Origin of the sequence: Corynebacterium sp. CCM 9203, from assembly GCF_041357675.1 — a bacterium.
Taxonomy (GTDB): Bacteria; Actinomycetota; Actinomycetes; order Mycobacteriales; family Mycobacteriaceae; genus Corynebacterium.
In genome coordinates this window covers 417,221-441,071 of the sequence record NZ_JAUERY010000003.1, presented here as the reverse complement: position 1 = coordinate 441,071, position 23,851 = coordinate 417,221, and the positions used below count along the sequence as shown (strand labels likewise).

Here is a 23,851-nt window from a genome sequence, read left to right as displayed (position 1 = left end):
AGGAGACGAAGCGAGTGCGTTCCGTCGAACAGCAGTTGTCCCTGGTGACCCGTGCAGCGGTTACCCCGGAGCCAGTTCGCATCGCCATCTCCGAGGCGTTGGGTCTGATGTGTGCGGAGGAAGTCCAGGCCACCCGCCCACTCCCCGGTTTCACCCAAGCCGCAATCGACGGATATGCCGTCCGTGCCGTGGACATCGGTGGGGAACGCGGAATCGGAACCCCTGAGAACCCCACAGCGATCGACCCCACCCGTCCCCAAGCGGTCGGTAACGCGCCTTCCCTACCTGTCGTGGGAGAAGTTCCGGCAGGCTCCCAACAACCGCTCAGGCTCCAACCCCGACAAGCGGTCCGCGTACACACGGGGGCACCATTGCCCACACTGGCCGATGCCGTTCTCCCGCTGGCATGGTCGGATCGCGGACACAAGAGAATGACCGCGGAACGTCCTGTGCGTTCAGGTGAATTCGTCCGGAAGATCGGTGATGACATCCGCGAAGGTGATGTCGCTGTGTCCCCGGGGAGTGTTCTCGGTCCCGCACAGATCGGTCTTCTCGCGGCAGTCGGGCGTTCGAAGGTACTGGTGTATCCCCGCCCCCGGATGTCCGTCATCTCTGCGGGGGCTGAACTCGTCGATATCGATCGCGAGCCGGGTCGGGGACAGGTCTACGACGTCAATTCTTATGCGTTGGCGGCGGCAGGCAGAGAGGCAGGTGCTGACGTCCACCGGGTGGGCATTGCCGCGGGTGAACCCCGTCGATTGCGTGAGATCATTGAGGGGCAGATGCTCCGAAGCGAGATCATCGTCATCTCCGGTGCCGTCGGTGGTGCTGGCTCCGAGAACATCCGGAAGGTTCTGTGCGAGATCGGTGACATCGACACCACCCGGGTTGCGATGCATCCGGGTTCAGTCCAGGGATTCGGCCTCCTCGGTGACGAAGGGATACCTGTGTTCCTGCTGCCCTCGAACCCGGTGTCCGCGCTCGTCATCTTCGAGACATTCATTCGACCTGTCGTACGGCTTTCGTTGGGTAAACGAAACCCGAACCGCCGGGTGGTCAAAGCTCGGGTACTGAATCGGATATCTTCACGCGAAGGGCGGCGTGGACTCATCCGTGCCCAGCTCATGCGTGACGCCGAGACCGGGGACTATCTCGTCGAGGGACTTGCCGGTGCGGGTGGCGCACCGGCGCATCTGCTCGCCGGAATGGGAGCAGCGAACGCGATGATCCGAATCCCGGAGACGGTCACCGCCATCCGCCCCGGTGACGTCGTAGATGTTCTCTTCCTCTCCCAGAACCAGTGACCCGGTCAGCCAGATAGGCTTCGGTTGTGATAGATCCACTTGGACGTGCCCTTGGACGCGCGGAACGCCGTGCCCGCCGCACCCCGCATCCCGAACATCCCGGCTGGCCCGAGGTCACGGAACGCGTCGCGCTTCCAGACGGAACCCGGGTTCGGCTACGCCCCCTCCTCCGGCGTGACGCGGGAGACTGGTCAGCTATGCGGATCGAGGATGTCGACATTCTTCGCCCTGTCGAGCCCACCGCCGATGGTCCCTGGGAACGGGAACACGACAACTCCGCGTGGTGGCGCCTCCTTCTCACTCTCCGCGACATGGCGGCGAAAGGTGTACTGGTACCGATGGTCATCGAATGCGACGGACGTTTCGCCGGGCAGCTCACACTGGGAAACATCCAGCACGGCGTCGTGTCCGATTGCTGGATCGGATACTGGGTGTCAAGCCGCTATTCGGGTCGGGGCGTCGCGACGGCAGCAGTGGCCCTCGGTACGGACCACGCCTTCAACAGGGTCGGCGTCCATAGGGTGACGGCAACCTATCTACCGTCTAATCCCGCATCCGGAAAAGTACTGTCGAACAATGGATTCCGGGAGGAAGGCTACCTTGCCCGGTGCCTCCACATCGACGGGGACTGGCGGGACCACCATCTCGTTGCGCTCACCGAAGGGGAGTTCCTCGAACCGTGTGTAGAACGTCTCACCCGACACGGGAGGATAATCAGGGCTACGACCTGACCGGTGAGAAGCTCCGGATATCCGCTCGCGGCGTGCCTACACTGTCCTTTCCGGAAGCCCGGTTAGTGTATGGAAGAAGTGGCAGGTCATTCTGTCCCGCTATTCCGTCGTACCCAAGTGGAAGGTGGGCGTACGCTCATGTTCGGAACATTCGTCATCAGTCTGACCGTCGTGGTCTGGCTGTTTGTACTCCTTCCGCTCGTTCTGCGTAACCGGCGACCGATCCGGCACGCGGGTGAAGGACTCGAAGACACCCGCATCGTGTTCTCCGGGGACGGCACACACCCGGTACCGCGACGGCGCCCCCGGCTAGGGCCTATTGATACCCGCAGTCACGGTGTGGAGCCGACTGCCACAGATCACCCGGATGTCGCTTCCGACTATGAATTACTTGAGGATCCCCGTTCCCCAGAAGGAGCCGGGGAAGTCGTTGACGCAGACATTGAGGAAACGACCGACGACACCCCTCAACCGAGCCCCGAGACCGTCAAGAGAACCAAAGACGGTGAATCCACATGGGACCGTGTCCGGGGTTACATCTCCGCACTGTTCAACCGTGATGCGGACGACTCTGATGGCGGGCAACACGACACCGAAAATGTTGACCAGCAGCCCCGGGCCGCCACCAGCGCACGACGCAGGGCCGCAGTGGCGGACATCCGTAGTCGCATGCGCCCCCGGATGCATCCATCGGAACAAGAGACGATCGAGATCCTGGAAGGCGAGGTCATCACCGAACTCACGGTGCTGCCCCGAAAGACCGACGGTTCCGACACAGTGGTCATCCCGGCCGCAGACCTCGACTACGACGACGAAGAAGTCTTCCACCACGATGATGCTTACACTGACCCGGCAGACCTCCTGCACCCTGCCGGAGACTACAGCCCTGCGGATGACATCGGTGAAGCCTACGACTACACCCACGAACCCCGGGGAACGGAATCCACCGAGAATGAGGACGACACCCCGGAACTCACCGACGAAGACATCGCCTTCGCCGCCCGTAGACGTGGACGCGGCGGATTCGACCCCGAGACCCACGACGCCTACGCCGCAGCCCGGTTCCACCGGCGTCAACGCATCCTGATCATCCTCGCGGTGCTCCTGCTCGCCGGGCTGGGGATCGGTTTCCTGTTCGGTGGGCTGTCGTGGCTCGTTCCAGCGGCAGTGGGGCTACTGCTCGGCATGTACCTTTACGCGCTGCGCACCCAGGTCATGGCGGAACAGGAGCTCCGCGCCCGCCGTATCCGCCAGATCCGCCGCGCACGCCTCGGCGTACGGAACGCCGCCGACGCCGAACTCGGAGTCCCCGCACGCCTCCGGCGCCCCGGCGCCATCGTCCTGGAGATCGACGACGAGAGCCCCGACTTCCATGAGCTTGAACTTCACGAAGGCTATGCGGGCACCGGAACGGACGAGAACACCGTCATCGATATAGCGGCCTACCACCCACGCAGGGCAGGTTGATCAGCTAACCTGGCGACACCGGTTGGGCGAGCTCACAGGTGCCGATTCCGGTGCATCGAAGCCAAATTGTGTCATCGGGCCAGTGGGCGTAACATGTCCACCAGTACCGCGTGGTCCGGTTGATCCAGGCCCCGGTTCCCTAGTGGGTCCATGAGGACGCACTGCAAGGGGCTATAGCGCAGTTGGTAGCGCGCCTCGTTCGCATCGAGGAGGTCAGGGGTTCGATTCCCCTTAGCTCCACCAAAAGAAACACAAGGTAAGCGGCACTTTCCAGACAACGGAAGGTGCCGCTTCTTTCATGCGCGTACGCTCTCCGTACGCTTCACGATTCGGTCAGTGCCCGGAGTCCCGGATCAACTTGGACATCGACACCGCAACGAGGTCTAGATCGTCGTCGAACAGATCCGCGTAGCGGTCCAGGGGCATCGAGGCCTTCGCGTGCCCGAGCATCCGCTGAACTCCTTCACATTGGCCCCGGAGGACACCGCGAGGGATGCCGCGGTATGGCGCATGTCCGTGGATCGTGACTTTCGGAAAACCACCGTCGTGACGCCCTATGAGGTCTTTGACGGCTCGTCTGGAGACGTGTTGGTGGTCTCGCGTTATGGAACACGGATCTACTGCACGGGCAGATGCCAGTTGCTATGCACAGTCTGGCGACTACTTGTTTGATGATCGTCTCGAATGTTCCCAGGTGCCGACCGGCCAAGTCTATCCTGCCATCGATAGTGATAGTAGGTAGTTCGCGTTAAGCTGCGATCATGACTGTGCAACCGGCCTCGAGTAGCCCACCGGTGGGAAGGAGGGGAGGGACGGCCGATTTCATTGTTTTGCACCAGCTCAAAAGATTTTATCGCTGGGAGTCGTCTGTTGCGCAATCTGTCCGACCTATCCGATGACCCGGTGGGGATGATCACGTTCTTTTACTTCATAGCTTGGAGATGAGCTAGGCCTGGCGAACCGCGAAAGTGTAGTTGAAACCTAACTGATTTTTCCTCGCCATTGCCCGCAGACATGACCACAAACCTGGCTTACATCCCGGAACCAGATGAGTCGCCGATGACTGTGTTGAACCGAGGTTGTTGACCGTACAGAGACGTAAAAATGTCTGCAGGGGTCGTTTGTTCGGAAGTGTTGGTGAGGCATAACCGGTTTGGCGCCCCACTGATTTGTTGAATCGCCCAGTCCGTTTTTAACGGAGTGACGGGCGCGTTTTGTGCTTGCCTGCATCGATCTCCTGAACTTTCAGTATCACTGTTCCGTCCAACCGATCCGACCCATAGTTCGTTCAACGACTACCTTGTCGGCGTGGGATGGCCTTGTCCGGGTATGAACATGCAGCTACGCTCCGGATCATCAGAATGGACGTCGATTCTCCCGTTTTGCGTCATCGTCGCAGGGAAGCCGGTGGTGCGGAGAGTTCGAACATCCGGATATTTTGATCGTCAGAGGTAGCCGTCGACGCCTAAGCTTGCTCAGCACCTGACAGCTTCGCATAGAAGAGGTGGACTAGGCGTAGCGCTGGATCTCATTGTCTTATTCTGGTATCCGCGGTAGCTGTTTTATCCTCGTGCAACGCGACCTAATCTGGCGACGTTTACCCAGGCCTGTCTGATGTCGTCGAAACGGTCCTGATGAGGCCACTTCTCCCATCATCATCAGGTGGGATCAGTTGGATCTTCAATCAGAGTATTTTACCTACAAAATAACATTCTCGTTACGTATCACCGAGGGTATCTGGCAATGTTATCTGTGGTAAGATCGTGATAGCAGTATTGACAGGGCTGGGTATGATGTTATTTGTGGACGTTCGGTCGAAAATGAAGCAGTATAGGAAGTTGGATGTCGTGACGACTGTTCGATGAAAACTTCACCCGTCACAAATTTGGTGGACGACACTTTATGCAATACCACCGCCACTCAACTACTGTAGGGTTTCTTTATGTCCATATCTATTATGGAGAATGTGTAGTTCAGATAGAGTGTGGTCGGGAATTGCTGGTTGAATAGCGTCAGTTGTTAGGTTGTTTTTGCATTATATTATGTGGGTAAAATGTATTTATAGCAGGCGATGCTGATTAAACTGTTTCTAGTATTCATTTTAGAGTCAAGTGAATCATGTGGAAAGGATTTGGGGTTGATGAGTGATAAAAATAGAATCACAAAACTTGAAGGAATAGAAGCGTACAAAGATTTTTTCCTGAATTACAAAGATCCTTGGCCTGAGCGATCGATCAAATGCATGGGTATGGAGACAGGTGAGATTGATGTTAATCGGGATGATCGTTTGAAAAATCTGTTAAAAATCGCTCACGAAACAAGGAATTTTGAGATAGAACTCTATTGGAGAAGGGCAACCTACTACTGGGGTTTCATGGTTGCAATTTTCGCTGGTCTCAAATGGGGAAGCGACGGGTCTGATGTTCTCGAGGTTCTGTTTTCATTGCTCGGAGTTCTATTTGCAGTAGGCTGGTACTGGTCAAGTTTGGGGAGTAAGTATTGGCAGGAAAATTGGGAATACCATGTCACTGTGCTTGAGGTGATTTCGGAAATTCCAATCCACTCTGTTAGAAAACTGCCAAATAAAAGAAAGTGTCTTGACCCCTTACGAGCGTACCCCTATTCGGTGTCAAAAATTAACCATTTGCTTAGTCTTTCAGTTGTTCTCTTCTGGCTATGTATATTCACATATTCAGTATCCTCATTGTTTGATGGTTTTGCGTTTCGAAATGCTTTCACGGTGGCCTCGATTATAGTTGTTGTTTTCCTGTTGTATGGTATGCGGGCAATGGTTCGGTCTGAAGTGGTTAAAATTGAATGGAAGGATATGGGAGGCTCTAGGTCAGGGGTTGAGGAAGTATTAAGATTCAGTGTTGGCTATGAGGCTGGCTCTTCCGAAAAAGGGGCATTTGTTCAGGAATCTGGTAAAGAATAAGGTGTATTTCGAGTCGTAGATGAAACTACTCTCTGCATGTTTAAATTGTGCGGATTTTTATGGTTTGTTAACTAGTTTTTCTGGAGTCGTAAACCGGTATTTTGGTGCTTTTTGCGTGGGCCCGTTAATTGGCCATCTTAGTTTTCAAATGATGGGGTTAGTGAAGCGAGGCTATCGTTCAGCGCCTTGAGGGGCCTTGGCTGGTATTCTTTAATGGGATGTACTGAGTTCTGGAATGATTCATCCGATGTCGGTGAAATTATCTTTGGCGTTCGATATTGATTTTCTGTAACTCGTTTAAGTTGCTGGTTCAATTCCGAGATTTCGGTCGGATCTTTGCAGTTACCCGATATAGGGTCCGATGTACTCCTCTGGTCTGGTAGCAGCTCCGGAATGGGGACAATGATCGGCTTGTGCAGGCGGCGTCGATCGTATTGTGCCCAGATGTCTCCGCCTAGAGGCGATCATGTGTTCCCGCTACTCCCGTCGTATCGTACGAACCCGGTATCTCCGTGAGCTGTACGACCAACGGCGGTGTCCCGATGGTGATTCCGTTCTCGGCGAAGGAGCCCAGGACATGCTCGATCACCGCGTCTTGGGCTTCTTTGGTGTCGAGTTGTCGGGCGCTGGTCCAGAATCTCAGGTCCAGTTGTATTGTTCCGGTGCTGTCTACCTGTGAGAACAGCGCCTGGGCCGGTGGATCGGAGAGCACGCTGGGCAGTTCGCGGATGGCATTCAGCGCGACCTCTCGGGCTGCGGTGAGATCGGTGCCGAGGGTGAGATTGAAGGCGACGGTGGAGCGGACGTACTCGAAGCCCGTCTGCACGGTGACGATCTCGGAGTGCAGTGCGGAGTTTGGGATGAGGACCAATCGGCCGTCAAAGGTGCGGATCGCGGTGTGGGACAACTGCATCTCCACTACTGTTCCCGCGTGATCCTTCAGCGATATCTGGTCGCCGACGCGGAATCGGTCACGGGCGAGGATGACCATTCCGGCGAACATGTTGCCCAGCACCGTCTGGAAGGCGATACCGATCGCCAGGGAGAAGAGTCCGATTCCGCCGAGGATATCGACGGGTTTGACGCTGGGGAAGACGATGGTGAGGGCCGCGCCGAGGGAGATGACGATCACTGCTGCCTGGACCAGGCCTGCGAACACCCGGCGGGAGGAGTCGCTGCGGCCCCGCCAGTGCAGGAATCGGGAGGTCGCCCAGTTCATGACTCGGGAGAATACATAGCCGCACAGTGTCACGGTGAGTCCGAGCAGTGCCGCTTGCCAGGTGATCGGTGGTAGTTCGAGCATCTGTCAGCGGTTCCTTCGCGTTGTCGGACGGTCGGGGGTAAGGATATTCCCGTTGATGTTCAGGGTAACGGGATGTCTCGCGCCATCGCCAGGGAGCAGGAAGGGGGAGCTGCAGGGTCGGTGAATCGTCCGGTTTCCCGGCGATGCCCCGACTGATGCAAGCCTGGCAGTGATAGGTTCGGTGGAAACGAGACCGTTCCGTTACCCGTCGACAGAGGGCGGCGGCGATCACTCCGGTCGCGCGACGGACGAACCCAGGCAAGGAACCCACATGGACATTCTCATCACCGGCGGTGCAGGCTTCATCGGATCGACGGTCGGCTCCGCGTTGATGGAGCTCGGCCACAACGTCATCGTGCTGGACAACTTCTCCACCGGTCGGCGGGAGTTCGTCACGGATCGCACCGTGTACGAGGGGGATATCGCGGATCGGTCCGTGGTGGACCGGATCTTCACCGAACATCCGGATATCGCGGTAACGATCCACTGTGCGGCGTCGATCGTCGTTCCCGAGTCCGTTGCGGAGCCGATCAGGTACTACCGCAACAACGTCGAGGGCACACTCGAACTCGTTGATGCGTTGCTCGCCAATGGCTGTCAGCGGATCATCTTCTCGTCGTCGGCGTCGATCTACGCGGTTCGGGGGGACTTCGCGGTGGACGAGGACTGCGACATCTCACCGACGAGCCCCTATGCACGCACGAAAGCCCACGTCGAGGGCATGCTGCGGGACATCGCGCACGGCACGGACCTGAAGGTTCTGTCCCTGCGCTACTTCAACCCGATTGGGGCCGACCCGAAGATGCGTACCGGGCTCCAGTTGGAGTTCCCGTCGCACGCCATGGGCAAGATGATCGAGGCGAAGAACGCGGGTAAGCCGTTCACCGTGACCGGTGTCGAGTGGCCCACCCGGGACGGGTCCGGTATCCGTGACTACATCCACGTCTGGGACCTCGCTCAGGCGCACTGTCGGGCTGTGGAGCGCTTCGATGACGTGGTCCCGGGCACGGATGCTGAGAGCTCCTACCGGGTGATCAACCTGGGTACCGGCGACGGAACCACCGTGTTCGAGCTGGCCGACGCCTTCTCCCGGGTCTCCGGTGAGAAGCTAGAGATTGTGACCGGTCCGCCGCGCCCGGGCGACGTCGCGGGTGCATTCACCCGGTCCAGTCGGGCGAAGTATGAACTGGGCTGGGTGGCTGAGTATTCCCTTGATGAGGGGATCGCGGATACCTTGAGGTGGTTCGAGGTCCGGGGAACCGTTCTCGACGAGTTCTAGGCCACGCGCCGCGCGTGTGCGGGGAGTGTCACATCGGTGGGGATGCCACCGGGTAGTCTGTCCTCATGGATAAACCGGTTGTCAGGGACGGCATGTTACTGGTGTTTCGGTTGGTCCTCGGGCTGGTGTTCATCATCCATGGCTGGGACAAGGTTTATTTGACGGGCATCACCGAGACCACCGGGCGGTTCAGCGCGGCTGGGGTGCCACAGCCTAAGATTTCGGCGTGGATCGCTGCGGTCGCGGAGCTGGCGGGTGGGGGCATGCTGGTTGTGGGATTACTGGCGACGCTCGCTGCCGGTGGTCTGGCGCTTCTGATGGCGTGTGCCTTCTACTTTGTGCATCTCGGGTCGGAGATGTTCGTCGCCGACGGTGGCTATGAGTATGTTGTCGTGCTTATCGTTGCGCTTCTCATGGTGGTCGTGTTCGGGCCGGGGCGCGCGAGCATCGACGGGGTTCTGGGTAAATGATCGACTGTGTGGAGATTCAGCGGGCGTTGTCTTCGCGGTTGGATGGGGAATCAGCCGGGATCGATGACGAGGTCGTGGATGCCCACGTGGCTGCGTGTGGGGAATGCCGGGCGTTTCTGAATTCTGCGGCGGCGCTGAATCGACATCTGAAATTGGCTGCGGCAACTGGCTCAGATCCGATGGTTCCTCCTGATCTGTCGGCGTCCATTTTGGCGGGGATTGAACCCGAGATGCGGCGACGGGCCGCGGCTCGGGAATTCGGGTTGGTCGTGTCGAGGCTGATCCTGGTGCTTCTTGGTGTGGCATATGTGGTTTGGGCGATCGTGTTGTTGAGTTCGTCCGCGTCAGTGGCTGCGGTGCCGGTGGATCCGTTGACGGATGCGACGGTGGTGGCGGGTCTGCTCGTCGATGCCGCGGCGGTGCGGCTCTCGCTTGCCTTCGGTCTGTTCTTCGCGGCATGGAGGCCGCAGAGCGTTTCGGGGATGCTACCCGTTTACGGGGCGCTCTGGGCGTTTAGTTTCGGTTTTGCTGCCAGGGATGTAGTGCTCGGGTACGCCAGTACGTCGGATATTTTCGGGCTGGTGCTGCTGCTGGTCTCCGCTCTGGTTCTGTTGTGGACGTGGTTGTCTGGTTTCGGTCTGGTGGCGATGGGGCGGGCGTGGCGTGCGGCCACTGCACAACCTGATTAGGGGTGTCCTGCTGGCTGTGTGCCGGGCGGATGGCCGTGGCAGACTTGGGGTGACAGGGTCGACGTTCTTCCGTGATGCCCGTCGACCTGAACCGATCTCCAGGAGTTGAATTCGCATGAGCTTCGCCGATCACGCCATCATCTGGCACGTCTATCCGCTGGGTTTCACCGCGGCCCCGGTGCGTCCCTCGGGCCCGGGGGAGCGTGAACTCACGCATCGATTGCCTGCCTTGGTCAACTGGCTGGATTATGCGGTCGGTCTGGGATTCAATGTGGTTCAACTCGGCCCGGTCTTCGATTCGACGTCGCACGGATATGACACCCTCGATTTTCACCGAATTGACCCCAGGCTTGGTGACGACGGGGACTTCGACGGTTTTATCGATGCTGCGTCTGAACGTGGGGTGAAGGTTCTTCTCGACGGTGTGTTCAATCATGTCAGCAGTGACCATCCTCTGGTTCGGCGGGCGCTGTCCGAGGGGCCGGAGGGGGAGTACGCGGGAATGTTCCGGATCTCCTTTGACGGTGAGACGGCGCGTCCGGAGACATTCGAGGGGCATGATGGGCTCGTGGAGTTCAACCATGATGATCCGCGCGTGGCGGATCTGGTCGCCGAGGTGATGCTTCACTGGTTGCGTCGGGGTGTCGCAGGGTGGCGTCTGGATGCCGTGTACGCGGTACCCCCGGAATTCTGGAGGTCCGTCCTTCCACGTGTGCGTGAGGAATTCCCGGAGGCGTATATCTACGGGGAGATGATTCACGGTGATTACGCGGACTACGTCGAACGCTCAGGGGTGGACTCCGTCACCGCCTATGAGTTGTGGAAGGCGACGTGGAGCTCCCTGAAGGACGACAATTTCTTCGAGCTTGAGTGGTGCCTGCGCCGCCACAATGAGTTGCTGGGGACGTTCACTCCCTACACGTTCGTCGGCAACCATGATGTGACTCGTGTCGCCACGAAGATCGGCCCGCGGAAGGCGGCTGTCGCTGCTGCGGTCCTCTTCACGGTTGGTGGTGTTCCGGCTGTCTACTACGGGGATGAGTTCGGGATGGAAGGGGAGAAGTACGAACGTGTCGGTGGTGATGACGAGGTTCGCCCAGCCTTCCCGGGATCACCCGCTGAATTGGGGGAACAGGGCGAGTGGTTGCGTCGGATCCACCATGATCTGATCTCTGTGCGACGTAACCACCCGTGGCTGGTTCACGCCCGGGTGGAGACGGTGGACCTGGCGAATACCGCGTACACGTTTGATTGTGTGGGCAGAGACGGTGAGCGCCTCCGGGTCGCTCTGTCCACGGATCCCGTCACGGAGGTGCGGATCACCCGCGAGGGCGAGGAGATCTACCGTTTCGACGTGTGAGGTTCCCGGGTATGTGTCCTGTTATTTCCAACTGCGCAGCCACATCATTGATTCAAAGTGCTCGTCGGTGATGCGGAAGCCGTAGAGGATTGGTAGGAAGTAGAGGAACAGTGCCACGGTGAGAGCTAGGTAGACGATTACCCCGAACCCGCCCCAGGTGAGCTTCGGGAGAATCCTCGCCTGGGGAACTCGGGAACTGATGTGCCCCCCGGTGCGAGAAATCTGAACCAGCGTGATCGCCAGAAGGACAATGGTGAAGGGCACCATCGCGGTGGCGTAGAAGAAGTACATCTGGCGATCGTAAGTGATGATCCACGGGAGCCAGCTCGCGATGAATCCTGTCACCGGTACCGCGAAGCGAAGGTCGCTGCGGATGATCAGACACCACAGCCCCCAAAGGACGACGGGAACGGTCAACCACCAGACGGCGGGGTTGCCGAAGAGCATGATCATCCGTCGACAGGTGTCCTCACCGCAGGGCAACCCGGTCGATGAGTAGTAGAGGATCGGCCGGGTCGCGGCCAACCAGGACCAGGGTTTCGAGTCCCAAGGATGGCTGTGTCCGCTCGAACTGGTTAACGAAGCATGGAACTGGAGGACCTGCTGATGGTAATAGACCCAGCCTGCGAGCGCGTCGGGGAGTCTGGACAGCAGAGAATCCGGGTTGATGTCCCCATTGGTGGCGGAGTGCCGGTATACACCGGTTTCTGAGGCGAACCAGGCACGCCAGCTCCACGCGTAGACAAGGACGGGGAGGAAGACGAGAGAAGCGAAGGCAGGGAATGCGTCGCGGACGAGCATGCCCGTGAACGGTTTGGCTATGCGATAGTGGTGCCGTAACCAGATGTCCAGGCAGACGGTGAGAATGCCGAAAAAGGCGATGTAGTACAAACCCGACCATTTGATCGAGAGCGCCAGTCCGAGCATGAGTCCACAGCCGAACCTCCACCACCGGTAGCCGACGGAGGGGCCGAACACGGATCCTCCCGGTATCAGCTTCCCCTCGCTCCAGGCGCGGTGGTATCTATCCCGGACCTGCGTGAAATCCCTGGCGATGCAATAGGCGGCGGCTGTGATAAAGAATGCCTGGAAGATATCCAGCATGCCGAATCGAGAAGAGATCAGGAGAACACCCTCGACGAGCGCCAGGAGACCGGCGACGGCTGTCGCGGACGGTGAACCGGTGAGTCGACGGGTGAGTGCCATGATGAGAAGTATTGTCCCGACACCAAACACCGCAGTGCTGAGACGCCAGCCTGTAGGTGTGTATCCGAAGAGCATCTCGCCATAGGCGATTAGCTGTTTCGCCAGAGGTGGGTGTACGACGAGTCCGAAACCGGGGTTGGCTTCGATGCCACCGGTGAGTGGATCTGTTGCTGATCGGACCATCTCCCATGCCTGGGGGACGTAGTGTTTCTCGTCGAAGACAGGGGTTCCGTTCCCCGTGGCGAAGGGGAGCCTGAAGAAACGGGTGATCGCCGCGAGGGCGCCGATGACCAGGAACACACAGGTATCCGTGCGGGTCCAGGGATGGGACAGGGGACCGATAGGTGGAGGGGGTTGAAAACGTTGTTCCGGGGTGGTCTCCGGTTGCATCAAGGACTGATTTGTCGCGGGAGTAGGGGGCATGTCTGCGATCACCCGTCCAAGTGTATTGGCCCGGGTGCGGGTGTGGGATGGTTGGCTACTTGCTCTCTCATTTCATGGTGTCCGGGGCTGTCGTGTGGGGTACTGCGGGTGGGATGTGGGACACTGGCCCCATGCAGTCCGAATCTCGTCAGTTACCGGTGGGCGTGATCGTCGCCGCAACCCCGTTGGGCAATGTCTCGGACGCTTCCCCGCGTCTCGCGGCGGCCCTCGAGTTTGCGGATGTGATTGCGGCTGAGGATACCCGAAGAACTCTGATGCTTGCCGCCGCGCTCGGTGTCAGGCCGCGGGGAAAAATCATCTCCAACTTCGACCACAACGAGGCGGGGCGAGTAGAGCAGTTACTTGAGTTCGCCCGTACAGGCACCGTCGTGATTGTCAGTGACGCAGGGATGCCGAGCGTTTCGGACCCCGGTTTTCTGCTCATTGACAGGGCGCATGAAGTCGGTATATCGGTGACCTGTTTCCCGGGGCCGTCGGCTGTGCCCACGGCCCTTGCGTTGTCTGGGCTCCCCGTTGGTAGGTTCTGTTTCGATGGGTTCGCACCACGGAAACATGGGGCGCGGGTTTCCTGGCTGGAGGAACTACGGAACGAACGTCGGGCGGTGTGTTTCTTTGAGTCTCCGCACCGGTTGGCCCAGACGCTGGCGGATGCTGCGGATGTACTCGGTGGTGACCGCCGTGCGGCGGTGTGCCGGGAACTGACCAAAACATATGAAGAGGTCAGGAGAGGGCGACTCGCTGACCTTGCGGAATGGGCGGAAGGGGGCGTTAGGGGGGAAATATCCGTGGTTATTGAAGGTGCACGACCTGACACTCGGGATGTTGCTGATCTCGTGGTGGAGGCTGCTCGGCGGGCATCTGGCGGGGAGCGTCTGAAGGCTGTGTGCGCGGACCTTGCCGCAGCGCATGGCGTCTCCAAGAAGCAGATCTACGACGGTGCTATTCGAATCCGTGACTAAAATGTTGCACAGTTGTTATCAGAACCGGTTGGAAGCTACTCTGGTCAGCGACAATGGGGGGTTCGCTAAGGGCGTAAGTGCGCTATAAATTCCTTAAGTTCGCGATAAAAAATGCTGGTCATTTGATTAATCACCGGTTTGGCACCATGTTGGAAGCATGACCAACTCTGACCCGAATGAACAAGACGCGCACCATACCCATCAGCGCGGACCGAAGGACGGTCTGACTGAACCCGAGCCCCGTTCCGCGACGCAGACCCTGGCGTCGATGCTGGAATCTCCGGCTCCGCTCCACCATGACGATGACACTGACGCCATTGTCTCTGAAGCCGATGCGGAGTTCCACAGACTTTGCTGGCCCGTAATCCTCCCCGCGATGGCGATCGTCATTGCGGTTGTCGCATGGGGCCTCATCAGTCCCCTGGGGTTCTCCGACTTCGCCTCGGAAACGCTCGCGGTCGTGGTGAATAACTTTGGCTGGGCTTTCGCACTGTTCGGAACAGTGTTCGTAGCATTCATCGTGTTCATCGCCTTCACCAAGTTTGGCCAGATCAAGCTTGGGCGGGACAATGAGGCCCCGGAGTTCTCCACGACGAGCTGGATTGCGATGATGTTCGCGGCGGGTATGGGCATCGGTCTGATGTTCTACGGAACTGCAGAGCCCCTTGGTCACTACCGCTCCGGTGTTCCCGGGCATAGTGAACGGGAGGTTGGTACCGCTTTCGCCACAACCCTCTTCCACTGGACTCTGCACCCGTGGTCCGTCTACGCCATCGTGGGACTGGGTATCGCCTACTCGACCTTCCGCGTCGGGCGCAAGCAATTGCTCAGTTCAGCTTTCACCCCGCTGATCGGGGTCAAGGGTGCCGAAGGTGTACCAGGTAAAATCATCGATATTCTCGCCATTATCGCGACAGTTTTCGGTACGGCTGCATCACTCGGTATTGGTGCCGTCCAGATCTCCGCAGGGCTGGACAAGACCGGCCTGATTCCGGATGCCTCCGACTCCACGATCCTCATGATTGTGCTCGTGTTGACCCTGGCTTTCGTTATCTCCGCGATGTCCGGTGTGGGCAAGGGTATCCAGTACATTTCAAACGTCAACATGGTTCTGGCGGGTTGCCTCGCCCTGTTCGTCTTCATCCTAGGTCCGACGGTCCACATCCTGAACATGGTCCCGACTGCGGTGGGCAACTATATGCTCGCATTCTTCGAGATGGCAGCCCGAACCGCCGATTCCGCTGATGGCACCGCCGGCGAATGGCTCTCCGGCTGGACAATCTTTTATTGGGCGTGGTGGATCTCCTGGAGTCCTTTCGTCGGCATGTTCCTGGCGCGTATTTCCCGCGGTCGTACCATTCGTGAATTCGTCATCGGCGTTATTGCCGTTCCTGCGGCTGTATCCGTCCTCTGGTTCTGCATCTTCGGTGGCACCGGGATACACCTCGAACAGATCGGTGAATCCATCTATGGCGATGGTGATGCGAAGCGTCAGTTGTTCGATCTCCTCTACACCCTTCCCGGTGGGTCGATCGCGGCATTCATCGCGATGCTGCTGCTCGCCACTTTCTTCATCACCTCGGCGGATTCTGCCTCCACCGTAATGGGCTCGATGAGCCAGAATGGTCGTCTCGAGGCTAATCGTTTCGTCACCGCCGGATGGGGTGTTGGAACTGCGGCCATTGGTCTTACCCTTCTGCTGAGCGGTGGCGCGGATGTCCTGGGTAATCTGCAGAACGTGACCATCATTGTGGCCAGTCCGTTCCTGGTGGTCATCTTTGTGCTGATGTTCGCTATCGTGAAGGATCTGCGTAACGATCAGCTCTATTTGGACCACAAGGCGCAGCGCGAGTTCGCTATGAACCTGGCTCGTGAAGCTCGGATCCATGCTGAGCACCAGAAGCGTGAGGCTAAGAGAGCAGCCAGAGCATCGAAAAGCCCCAAGATCAAAAACGTTGCTAAGGCAATGAAGAAGGTAAATAAGAAGTAGCAGTACCGAGTTTCACTCGCGAGGCCCCGCCGACGGAACATCCGCCGACGGGGTTTTGTGATGGCGTGGGGACCCGGCGTCGGCACTGGAGCAGTCGATAAATTAGGCTTGTCGACATGACGAAGTCTGTGCTCACTGCTGTTGCCTGGCCTTACGCCAACGGCCCTCGCCACATCGGACACGTGGCGGGGTTCGGCGTTCCTTCCGACGTGTTCGCCCGTTTCCAGCGAATGTCGGGTTCTGATGTGCTGATGATCTCAGGAACAGATGAGCACGGCACTCCACTGCTCGTCCAGGCGGAGAAGGAAGGCGTCAGTGTGCAGGAGCTCGCTGACAGATACAACCGTCAGATTGTCGAGGATCTTGCTGGTCTGGGCCTCTCCTACGACCTGTTCACCCGGACTACGACCCGTAACCACTATGCCGTCGTCCAAGAACTGTTCCGGGGACTCCACGACAACGGGTACATGATCGCGGAAACCACCATGGGGGCGATCAGTCCGTCCACGGGGCGGACATTGCCCGACCGCTACATCGAAGGTACCTGTCCACTCTGTGGTGCTGCAGGGGCACGGGGAGATCAGTGCGACGCCTGCGGTAATCAACTTGACCCGGCTGATCTCATCGATCCGGTGAGCAAGATCAACGGTGAAACCCCTGAGTTTGTCGAGACTGAACACTTCCTCCTCGACCTCCCAGCACTCGCCGGAGCATTGGAAGAATGGTTGAAGGGGCGTACTGATTGGCGCCCGAACGTCCTGAAGTTCTCGTTGAATCTGCTGGCTGATCTTCGGCCGCGTGCGATGACCCGAGATATCGATTGGGGTGTCCCGGTTCCCATCGAGGGTTGGTCCGAAAACAGCGCGAAAAAACTGTATGTCTGGTTCGACGCTGTTGTGGGCTATCTCTCATCGTCCATTGAGTGGGCCTGGCGTACCGGCCAGCCGGAGGCTTGGCGGAAGTTCTGGACCGACCCGGATGCTCTGTCCTATTACTTCATGGGCAAGGACAACATCACGTTCCACTCCCAGATCTGGCCCGGTGAGCTCCTCGGATACCGGGGCCTCGGTGCCAGGGGAGGAGAAGAAGGCGAGTTTGGTGCGCTTCAACTCCCCACGGAGGTTGTGTCCTCCGAGTACCTCACGATGTCAGGATCGAAGTTTTCATCCTCCAAGGGCGTGGTCATTTACGTGAAGGACTTCCTGAAGGAGTTCGGCCCCGACCCGTTGCGCTACTTCATCGCAGTTGCGGGCCCTGAGAACACCGACACTGACTTCACCTGGGACGAGTTCGTCCGTCGGGTGAACAATGAGCTGGCTAATGGCTGGGGCAATCTGGTCAACAGGACGGTGTCGATGGCACACAAGAATTTCGGTGAGGTTCCGGTACCCGGGGAGCTGACTGACTCCGACCGCCGGATTCTCACCCTGTCGGCTGATGCTTTTGATGTCGTGGGAGCTGCACTCGGGCAGTCGAAGTTCAAGGCCGGGATCACCCATGCGATGCACGTGGTGGGAGAGGCGAACGCCTATATTGCGGAGCAGGAACCCTGGAAGCTGGCCAAGGATGAGTCGCAGAGCGAGCGGCTGGCCACCGTGCTGCACACCGCCCTGCAGGTGGTCAGTGACTGCAACACACTGCTCACCCCGTATCTTCCACATACGGCACAGAAGGTGCACGAGACTCTGGGACGCGACGGAATCTGGGCGGCGATGCCTGAGATTCACGACGTTACGGATGACATGCCCGTCGAGCCGGTCGGTGTTGGGGTTCCTGATAAGGGGCGCAGTTATCCCGTCATCATGGGAGATTATGTCAATCAACAGGCACGTTGGGAGCGCATCGACGTTGTGCCCGGGACTGTACTCGCCAAACCGAAACCGCTCGTCGCCAAGCTCGATCCCGAGCTCGGCGAGACGGGCCCTGAGTGGGCTCCGGTGCACTGAGGGGTTGAACCGGCGCCACGTTCCCCCTTTCCATGGTCACCCGTTACATCGACTCCGGTACTCTCAGGTAATTAGTTGTTCGTGCACGTAGCCTAGGGTTTCCGGAGTCCATTGGGGGCTCGCTCTCGGCGACGGCCTATTACCCCGGGAGCTGGCAGCAGTGTTCTATCCTCATGGTTCAGGTCGGTCCCATGCCGGTGTGAAGCCGTGGAATGTTATTCTCCGGACCCTCGCTGCGGTGTTTCTTCTCGGTGTCGTCGCCTGCCGGGTTCCGGGGTTTTCCGGTGGCACAGGAGCCGACTCGGATGGGGATATTTCCGGGACGGATACGCACACCATCAGTTCCCCGTACCTGTCGCGGGTCACATTTCCCACGACTCCCGTCGCTGAATGGCACGCCCCCTCCCTATCGATGAGAGCATCCGGAGCACCTGGATCAAACCCCATAGCAAGGGCTCCGCTCTACGTCGAGCGGGGCGTGGCGGTGCTCGACTCCGACGGCGATGGTGTAGTCGCGTACGACACCGGTACAGGTACCGAGATGTGGAGGGACGATGAACTGGGGTGTTTTCCGGATTTCGCGCATTCCGGACAGCTTGTGTGTAGGTCCGCCGGTACGGGAGCCCGTTTGATTGATGCGGTCACCGGTGGCGGAGAGGAGCTCGTAGGGAATCCGGTGGCGACGGGCATCATGCGGAGGCTCGTGGGTGGTTTCGTCTACCGTGGCGCGGTGTACCTCCATGGTTACCCCGATGGAGGTGACGGTTATCTGCTGGCCAGAAGGGACATCAAAGGTACCGATTGGTCGATCAAAACGATCGCCACATCCCAGATGTGCCCGATCCTCGGTGATCCGGTGCCCTCCGCGACATTCAACGGTTCGATTGGGCTAGACACCGGCAGTGCGGGAACCTTCGTGTTCGATCCGGACACCCTCGAGATCCTCACCATGGGCGCCACATTCTCTGCGGTCCCAGGGCCGGACGGGCCGTTGTTCTCCCAGCCCTGCACGAACCCCGCCCCCGGTGCCAGCGGCGGCCCCGCCGGAGGGGGAACGCTGACTGCCATAAACGGGACAATCATCGGTGACTACGAGTCGGTAATTCTACCGTCCTGGCAGGTGAGCACGACACCACGGGGCATCGCCATCGCCGGTGGAGATCTGGTGGACCTCGACAACGGTGACGTCATCGTCGATCTGATTCTGTGGGCGGCGACTTCCTTCTCTAGTGTGCGTAGTCTCGTCGTGGTGGGGGACACCGCTGTGTTCACCGCGTCGGGGGGCCGTATCGGTATTGACATTGCAACCAGGGATGTCCTCTGGAGCGGGCCTGTTGAGGATCCCGGGGAGCCGGTGGGAACAGACGGCCAGCGACTGTTTACTACCACCGGTCAGGCGGTCGACCTCGCAACGGGTGATGTGGTGTGGACACTATCCGTCACTGGAGCCGGTGGCGGAGTCGCTACGGCACCAGACGGTCTCATTGTGAGTGACCGGGCCGGTGTGAATTTCTACCGTGCGACGGGAGATCTCGTCACTTCGCTCCCCGGGCAGGAGAACATCACCGTCGCCGGGGTGGGGGATTCCGATACTGGATCGTCGGTGGATGTGTCCCGCAGTGACCCACATGCACTCACCGCGTGTGGACGAGTCCCCGAACTGCGTGCCGATGTTCTGTCGCTGGACTCGGGGATCCTCTCCGCTGACATGTTTGTCAAACCCGCCTGCCCGGAGGGAGATGTACTCCACGGTCGGGATTTCGTTCTTCGGTTGAGAACCCAGAGCGGGATCACCGTTGCGAGTGGGGTGTTCGACCTGTCGGCGTCGCCCATCGTCATTCCGCCTGGGGGACGGACTGTGACATTCAGCTTCCCAGAGGGCAGCTATTGGATCGCCCCGGGAAGTCTCGCGGGGGATAAGGCCGCATCTCCGGGTACGGTGTCGGGGACGCTTGAACTGTCCGGTGGACTCATCCTCGTCGAGTGTGAACGTGGTGAGAAACAAGGGCGGGATGACGGTGAGTGGTCCGGGGACTCACGAATCGACGATGAACCAGCGGTTGAGATCGCTCGAAGTAGCGGACTAGGGCCAGAGGAGGCATCATCCACCGCGTGCGGGGCACTGGAGGAGATCCGGCGGCGTGACCGCCCCATCGTCGCCGATGAACTCGCCGGTCTCTGGCAACCCCAGTTGGCGTCCATGCAACCAGGTACGGGTGGGCACGACTGTGACTCCATCCTTCGTACGCACTTGAAGTTCCGGGATAGGTACCCCACGTCACGGCTGGTGTGGAGTGGTGACTGGCGGAACTATGACCGTAAGGAATGGTGGGTCACACTGTCCGGTGTGGGGTTCCCGACCGCTGACGGGGCCCTACAGTGGTGCCGGAACGAGGGGTGGGGTCCGAACGACTGCTATGCGCGACTTGTGTCGAATGATGTCGGCCCCGAAGGGACCACGCGCTACCAGTAGTCGTGGAAACATGAGCCGTCCCTCGACGCTGTACAGATGGGCTACCGTGGAGGTCATGCGTACTAGATCAGATATTTCCAGTTGGCTCACGGACATGGACGGCGTCCTCGTTCATGAGAACAAGGCACTCCCCGGTGCCCAGAATCTCATCGAGACCTGGAAGAAGGATGAAACGCCGTTCCTGGTACTCACAAATAATTCCATCTACACGCCGCGTGATCTGGCCGCCCGACTCCAGGATTCGGGGCTTGATGTACCCGAGGAGCGGATCTGGACCTCCGCTCTTGCTACGGCGACGTTCCTGAAGGAGCAGGCCCGTGGTGGTACCGCGTACGTGATTGGTGAGGCGGGTATCATCACGGCGCTGCATGAAGCCGGATTCGTGTTGACGGATAGGGAGCCCGACTTCGTGGTGGTGGGGGAGACCCGAAACTACTCGTTTGAGGCAATCACCAAGGCGATCCGCCTCATCGACGAGGGGGCCAGGTTCATCGCGACGAATCCAGATGCCACAGGGCCGAGTGCGGAGGGGATACTCCCCGCGACGGGAGCCATCACTGCGCTGATCACGAAGGCAACCAGGAAGGAACCATATGTGGTCGGGAAACCCAATCCGATGATGTTCCGGTCGGCGTTGAACAAGATCGGTGCGCACAGTGAACACACCGGTATGATCGGAGACCGGATGGACACAGATATCGTCGCGGGCATGGAGGCCGGGTTGTACACCGTCCTGGTGCTCTCGGGGATTTCCTCAAAAGAATCGATCCGTGAGTTCCCGTTCCAGTCCAATGAGATTCTTGATGGCGTCAACCAGCTTCTGCAACCTATGAAGGAATCCGCGAAGAAAAACTGAGCCGGTGCGGTCCGGTTCAGTTGCCTAATTGGAGTTCCAGTCCCCGGATCGCGAATTCGGTTTTGCGTTGCAGCCAGTTGTAGTCCCACAGATCTTCCCGGATCGGGAAGTGCTGCCTGTCCTCGCTACGGACGGAGCCGAGACGCTGCCTGGCCAACTCGAATCCGTCACCGTCGCGTAGTGACTGGGTGACCATACTTGCGACGAGCACATTGTCTCCGAGCATGTCAACGATGAAGTGCATGTCATCATCCCCGCCGGGAAAACCGCCGTGGACTAGTCCCCGGGTCAGGTCGTCCAGGTAGTCCTGGATGGCGAAGTGTGACCCGGGGAAGGTTAACAGCGATTGTGCGATACCGGGGTAGGCCCTGCACATTCTCCAGATTGCGTCCGTGTATTCGCGCAACTGGTTCTGCCAGCTCGACGTGGGATCCGGCAGATCTAGCTCTTCAGTGGCGCGGCGGAAACAATGCATGAGCAGGTCATCGCGGGAGTCGACGACCCGGTAGAGGCTGGGGGCTGCAACCCCAAGGATCTTGGCCACACCGGTGAGTGTGAAACGGTCGATTCCCTGCGCGATGGCGGCGTCCACCGCCTGATCGAGAGTGAACACAGGTTTGGGGCCAGTCTTCCGGCGCGGGGGCTGACATGGTTCCATGGGGCAAAGGCTATCAGGATTGTGTCAGACGCCACCCTGCCGCAGCTTCGCGACGCCTGCAGAAACGCCTGTAGGGTCCTTCCCCGGAGATGAGCTCCGCATGGGTTCCCTTCTGTACGGCGCGCCCTTCGTCATCCAGAACGATGATCTGGTCAGCGGCCCTGACGGTGTCCAGCTTGTGGGCGATCGCGATGACGGTGGAATGTCTGGCCAGCTCCGCGACGGATGCGACGATGTTGGCCTCGTTCTCCGCGTCGAGGGCGGCGGTCGCCTCATCGAGGAGCACGATCGGTGCCTTCTTCAGCAGCGCCCGGGCGACGGACACTCGTTGGCGTTCACCCCCGGACAGCGAACGGCCTCCCTCACCGACTTTCGCGTCCCACCCGAGACGGTCTGCGATGGCGTCGACACCGGCCATGCGTCCGGCTTCACGCACCTCCTCGTCCGTGGCGTCAGGTCGGCCGATCCGGATGTTGGCCTCGAGTGTGTCGTCGAAGAGATAGACGTCCTGGAATACCATCGACACCTGCTTCATCAACTGTTCTGTGGACTGGTCACGTACGTCCGCCCCGCCCACACACACCGATCCTTCATCCGTGTCGTAGAAGCGGCAGATCAGGCGGGCGATGGTCGTCTTTCCTGAACCGGAGGGGCCGACGAGCGCGGTGAGGGTGCCGGATTCCGCGGTGAAGGAGATGCTCCGGAGAACCGGGGTCCCGTCGCTATAACCGAAGCTGACGTCCCGGAGCTCGACACGACCGGGGGCGTCGAGAACGGCAGGCTGTGTGGGCTCTTCGAAGACGGGTGTGTCGAGGATGGCACCCATGCGGGCGATGGGGGCCTGAGCGACGGTCACTGCGGTGAAGGAATCGCTGAGTATCTGGAGATTCTGGCTGTACCGGAGTATCAACCCGATGAAAGCCACGGTTTCGACCGGGTTCATCGAACCAGCGGTGGCGACGAGTGTGGCTGCGGTGATGAGCGCGACGACGGCCATCTGAAGAACAAGCCCGTTGATTCCGAGGAGAACGACGGAGAGCTTCAAGTCCCGCATTCTCTCGGAGTCATTGTGCTCGCCCGCCAGGACAAGGGGACCGAAGTCATCTGTGTGGCCTGCCGCGCGGAGCTCGGGTTGGCAGATCGCGAACTCCACCAGCCGGTCGGACAGTTCGCGGTCGGTGCGGGCGACCTTCTGATCACTGAGATTCTTGTACCTTCTCAGCAACGCCAGGCTGGCGAAGATCAACGGCGTGGTGAGGGTGAGGGTCAAGCCGATCCGCCAGTCCCAGATCCACACCCCGATGGTGACGACGACCAGTGAACTCACCTGGGTGACTACGGCGTGGAGCATGTGCGCGAGGATCTGCGAGACGAGCATGAAGCCGCTGGACACCAACCTCGACAGTCCCCCGGTTGAGGCGGAACTGAACCATCCGAGGGGCAGGGTCGCGAGATGGTCTCCGAGGGCGTGGTGGGTACAGCGCATGTAGTCGGTGACGGCACCGTAACCCGTCACCGCCTGGCGGTAGCGACTGTAGAAGGTAACGACAGCGAGAATCGCGAGGATTCCGAGCCAAGCACCGAACGGCAACCCCGCTGCGGTCTCGCCGGTTGCGAGCGCCGCAGCGGCGGGAAGCAGTGACAGTAGTGCGAGCCCCTCGAAGATTCCGCTGGCGACACTCACAGTGAGATGGACGGTGAATTCCCGGTTTCCCTCGGGGCTCATCTGCCTGCGTAGGACGGCGAGCTGGAGTGGATCGAATCGTGTGGCAGCCATGATG

17 protein-coding genes and 1 tRNA gene are annotated in these 23,851 nt (G+C 59.4%); 14 read left to right on the top strand and 4 right to left on the bottom strand.

Translation table 11 applies throughout. The features are described 5' to 3' along the window. The first annotated feature begins 14 nt into the window (after window positions 1-14). The 5 genes from glp (at window position 15) to QWU44_RS08675 (ending at window position 6,437) form a co-directional block, all read left to right on the top strand. A complete protein-coding gene (glp, locus tag QWU44_RS08695; RefSeq protein WP_370915280.1) occupies window positions 15-1,304 on the top strand; it encodes a gephyrin-like molybdotransferase Glp in 1,290 nt (429 codons plus the stop codon). Between the two features lie 26 nt (window positions 1,305-1,330). Further along, window positions 1,331-2,035 (top strand): GNAT family N-acetyltransferase, encoded by a 705-nt coding sequence (locus tag QWU44_RS08690; protein ID WP_370915279.1) that lies wholly within the window; start codon window positions 1,331-1,333, stop codon window positions 2,033-2,035. A 138-nt stretch (window positions 2,036-2,173) separates the two neighbouring features. Further along, window positions 2,174-3,502, top strand: a complete 1,329-nt coding sequence (gene glpR, locus QWU44_RS08685; RefSeq protein WP_370915278.1) for a gephyrin-like molybdotransferase receptor GlpR — start codon at window positions 2,174-2,176, stop codon at window positions 3,500-3,502. A 167-nt stretch (window positions 3,503-3,669) separates the two neighbouring features. Further along, window positions 3,670-3,745, top strand: a tRNA-Ala gene (locus QWU44_RS08680). A 1,897-nt stretch (window positions 3,746-5,642) separates the two neighbouring features. Beyond that, a complete protein-coding gene (locus tag QWU44_RS08675) occupies window positions 5,643-6,437 on the top strand; it encodes a hypothetical protein (RefSeq protein ID WP_370915277.1) in 795 nt (264 codons plus the stop codon). 454 nt (window positions 6,438-6,891) lie between these two features. Here the strand turns inward: QWU44_RS08675 and QWU44_RS08670 are convergent, their stop codons facing one another. Beyond that, complete coding sequence (locus QWU44_RS08670; RefSeq protein WP_370915276.1) at window positions 6,892-7,740, bottom strand: mechanosensitive ion channel family protein; 849 nt, start codon at window positions 7,738-7,740, stop codon at window positions 6,892-6,894. Between the two features lie 271 nt (window positions 7,741-8,011). Between QWU44_RS08670 and galE the strand changes: the two genes are divergently transcribed. The 4 genes from galE to QWU44_RS08650 all read left to right on the top strand — a co-directional run bounded on the left by galE (window position 8,012) and on the right by QWU44_RS08650 (window position 11,538). Next, window positions 8,012-9,019 (top strand): UDP-glucose 4-epimerase GalE, encoded by a 1,008-nt coding sequence (gene galE / locus QWU44_RS08665; protein WP_370915275.1) that lies wholly within the window; start codon window positions 8,012-8,014, stop codon window positions 9,017-9,019. A gap of 65 nt (window positions 9,020-9,084) precedes the next feature. Beyond that, window positions 9,085-9,489, top strand: a complete 405-nt coding sequence (locus tag QWU44_RS08660) for a DoxX family protein (RefSeq protein WP_370915274.1) — start codon at window positions 9,085-9,087, stop codon at window positions 9,487-9,489. Next, window positions 9,486-10,178, top strand: a complete 693-nt coding sequence (locus QWU44_RS08655; protein WP_370915273.1) for a zf-HC2 domain-containing protein — start codon at window positions 9,486-9,488, stop codon at window positions 10,176-10,178. Before QWU44_RS08660 ends, QWU44_RS08655 begins: the two co-directional genes overlap by 4 nt. 115 nt (window positions 10,179-10,293) lie before the next feature. Next, window positions 10,294-11,538 carry an alpha-amylase family protein gene (locus QWU44_RS08650; protein ID WP_370915272.1) on the top strand — a complete coding sequence of 415 codons (1,245 nt, stop codon included), beginning with the start codon at window positions 10,294-10,296 and terminating at the stop codon, window positions 11,536-11,538. A gap of 21 nt (window positions 11,539-11,559) precedes the next feature. Here QWU44_RS08650 and QWU44_RS08645 read toward each other — a convergent pair whose 3' ends face one another. Beyond that, window positions 11,560-13,044: a dolichyl-phosphate-mannose--protein mannosyltransferase gene (locus QWU44_RS08645; RefSeq protein WP_370915271.1), complete on the bottom strand. Its 1,485-nt coding sequence runs from the start codon at window positions 13,042-13,044 to the stop codon at window positions 11,560-11,562. A gap of 254 nt (window positions 13,045-13,298) precedes the next feature. On the opposite strand from QWU44_RS08645, the gene rsmI reads away from it, so the two are divergent. The 5 genes from rsmI to QWU44_RS08620 all read left to right on the top strand — a co-directional run bounded on the left by rsmI (window position 13,299) and on the right by QWU44_RS08620 (window position 21,412). Beyond that, window positions 13,299-14,147 (top strand): 16S rRNA (cytidine(1402)-2'-O)-methyltransferase, encoded by an 849-nt coding sequence (gene rsmI, locus QWU44_RS08640; protein ID WP_370915270.1) that lies wholly within the window; start codon window positions 13,299-13,301, stop codon window positions 14,145-14,147. Window positions 14,148-14,304: 157 nt separating this feature from the next. Continuing rightward, the gene (locus QWU44_RS08635) at window positions 14,305-16,137 is read left to right on the top strand and encodes a BCCT family transporter (protein ID WP_370915269.1); all 1,833 of its coding nucleotides are present in this window, start codon (window positions 14,305-14,307) and stop codon (window positions 16,135-16,137) included. 116 nt (window positions 16,138-16,253) lie between these two features. After that, window positions 16,254-18,083, top strand: a complete 1,830-nt coding sequence (gene metG / locus QWU44_RS08630) for a methionine--tRNA ligase (protein ID WP_370915268.1) — start codon at window positions 16,254-16,256, stop codon at window positions 18,081-18,083. 199 nt (window positions 18,084-18,282) lie between these two features. Continuing rightward, entirely contained in the window at window positions 18,283-20,556 is a 2,274-nt protein-coding gene (locus tag QWU44_RS08625; protein ID WP_370915267.1) for a hypothetical protein, read from the top strand. A 55-nt stretch (window positions 20,557-20,611) separates the two neighbouring features. Further along, on the top strand, window positions 20,612-21,412 hold the full coding sequence (locus QWU44_RS08620; RefSeq protein WP_370915369.1) for an HAD-IIA family hydrolase: 801 nt from the start codon (window positions 20,612-20,614) through the stop codon (window positions 21,410-21,412). Window positions 21,413-21,428: 16 nt separating this feature from the next. Here the strand turns inward: QWU44_RS08620 and QWU44_RS08615 are convergent, their stop codons facing one another. Both QWU44_RS08615 and QWU44_RS08610 read right to left on the bottom strand, forming a co-directional pair. After that, window positions 21,429-22,070: a TetR/AcrR family transcriptional regulator gene (locus QWU44_RS08615; protein ID WP_370915266.1), complete on the bottom strand. Its 642-nt coding sequence runs from the start codon at window positions 22,068-22,070 to the stop codon at window positions 21,429-21,431. A 13-nt stretch (window positions 22,071-22,083) separates the two neighbouring features. Next, the gene (locus tag QWU44_RS08610; RefSeq protein WP_370915265.1) at window positions 22,084-23,847 is read right to left on the bottom strand and encodes an ABC transporter ATP-binding protein; all 1,764 of its coding nucleotides are present in this window, start codon (window positions 23,845-23,847) and stop codon (window positions 22,084-22,086) included. Window positions 23,848-23,851 lie beyond the last annotated feature (4 nt).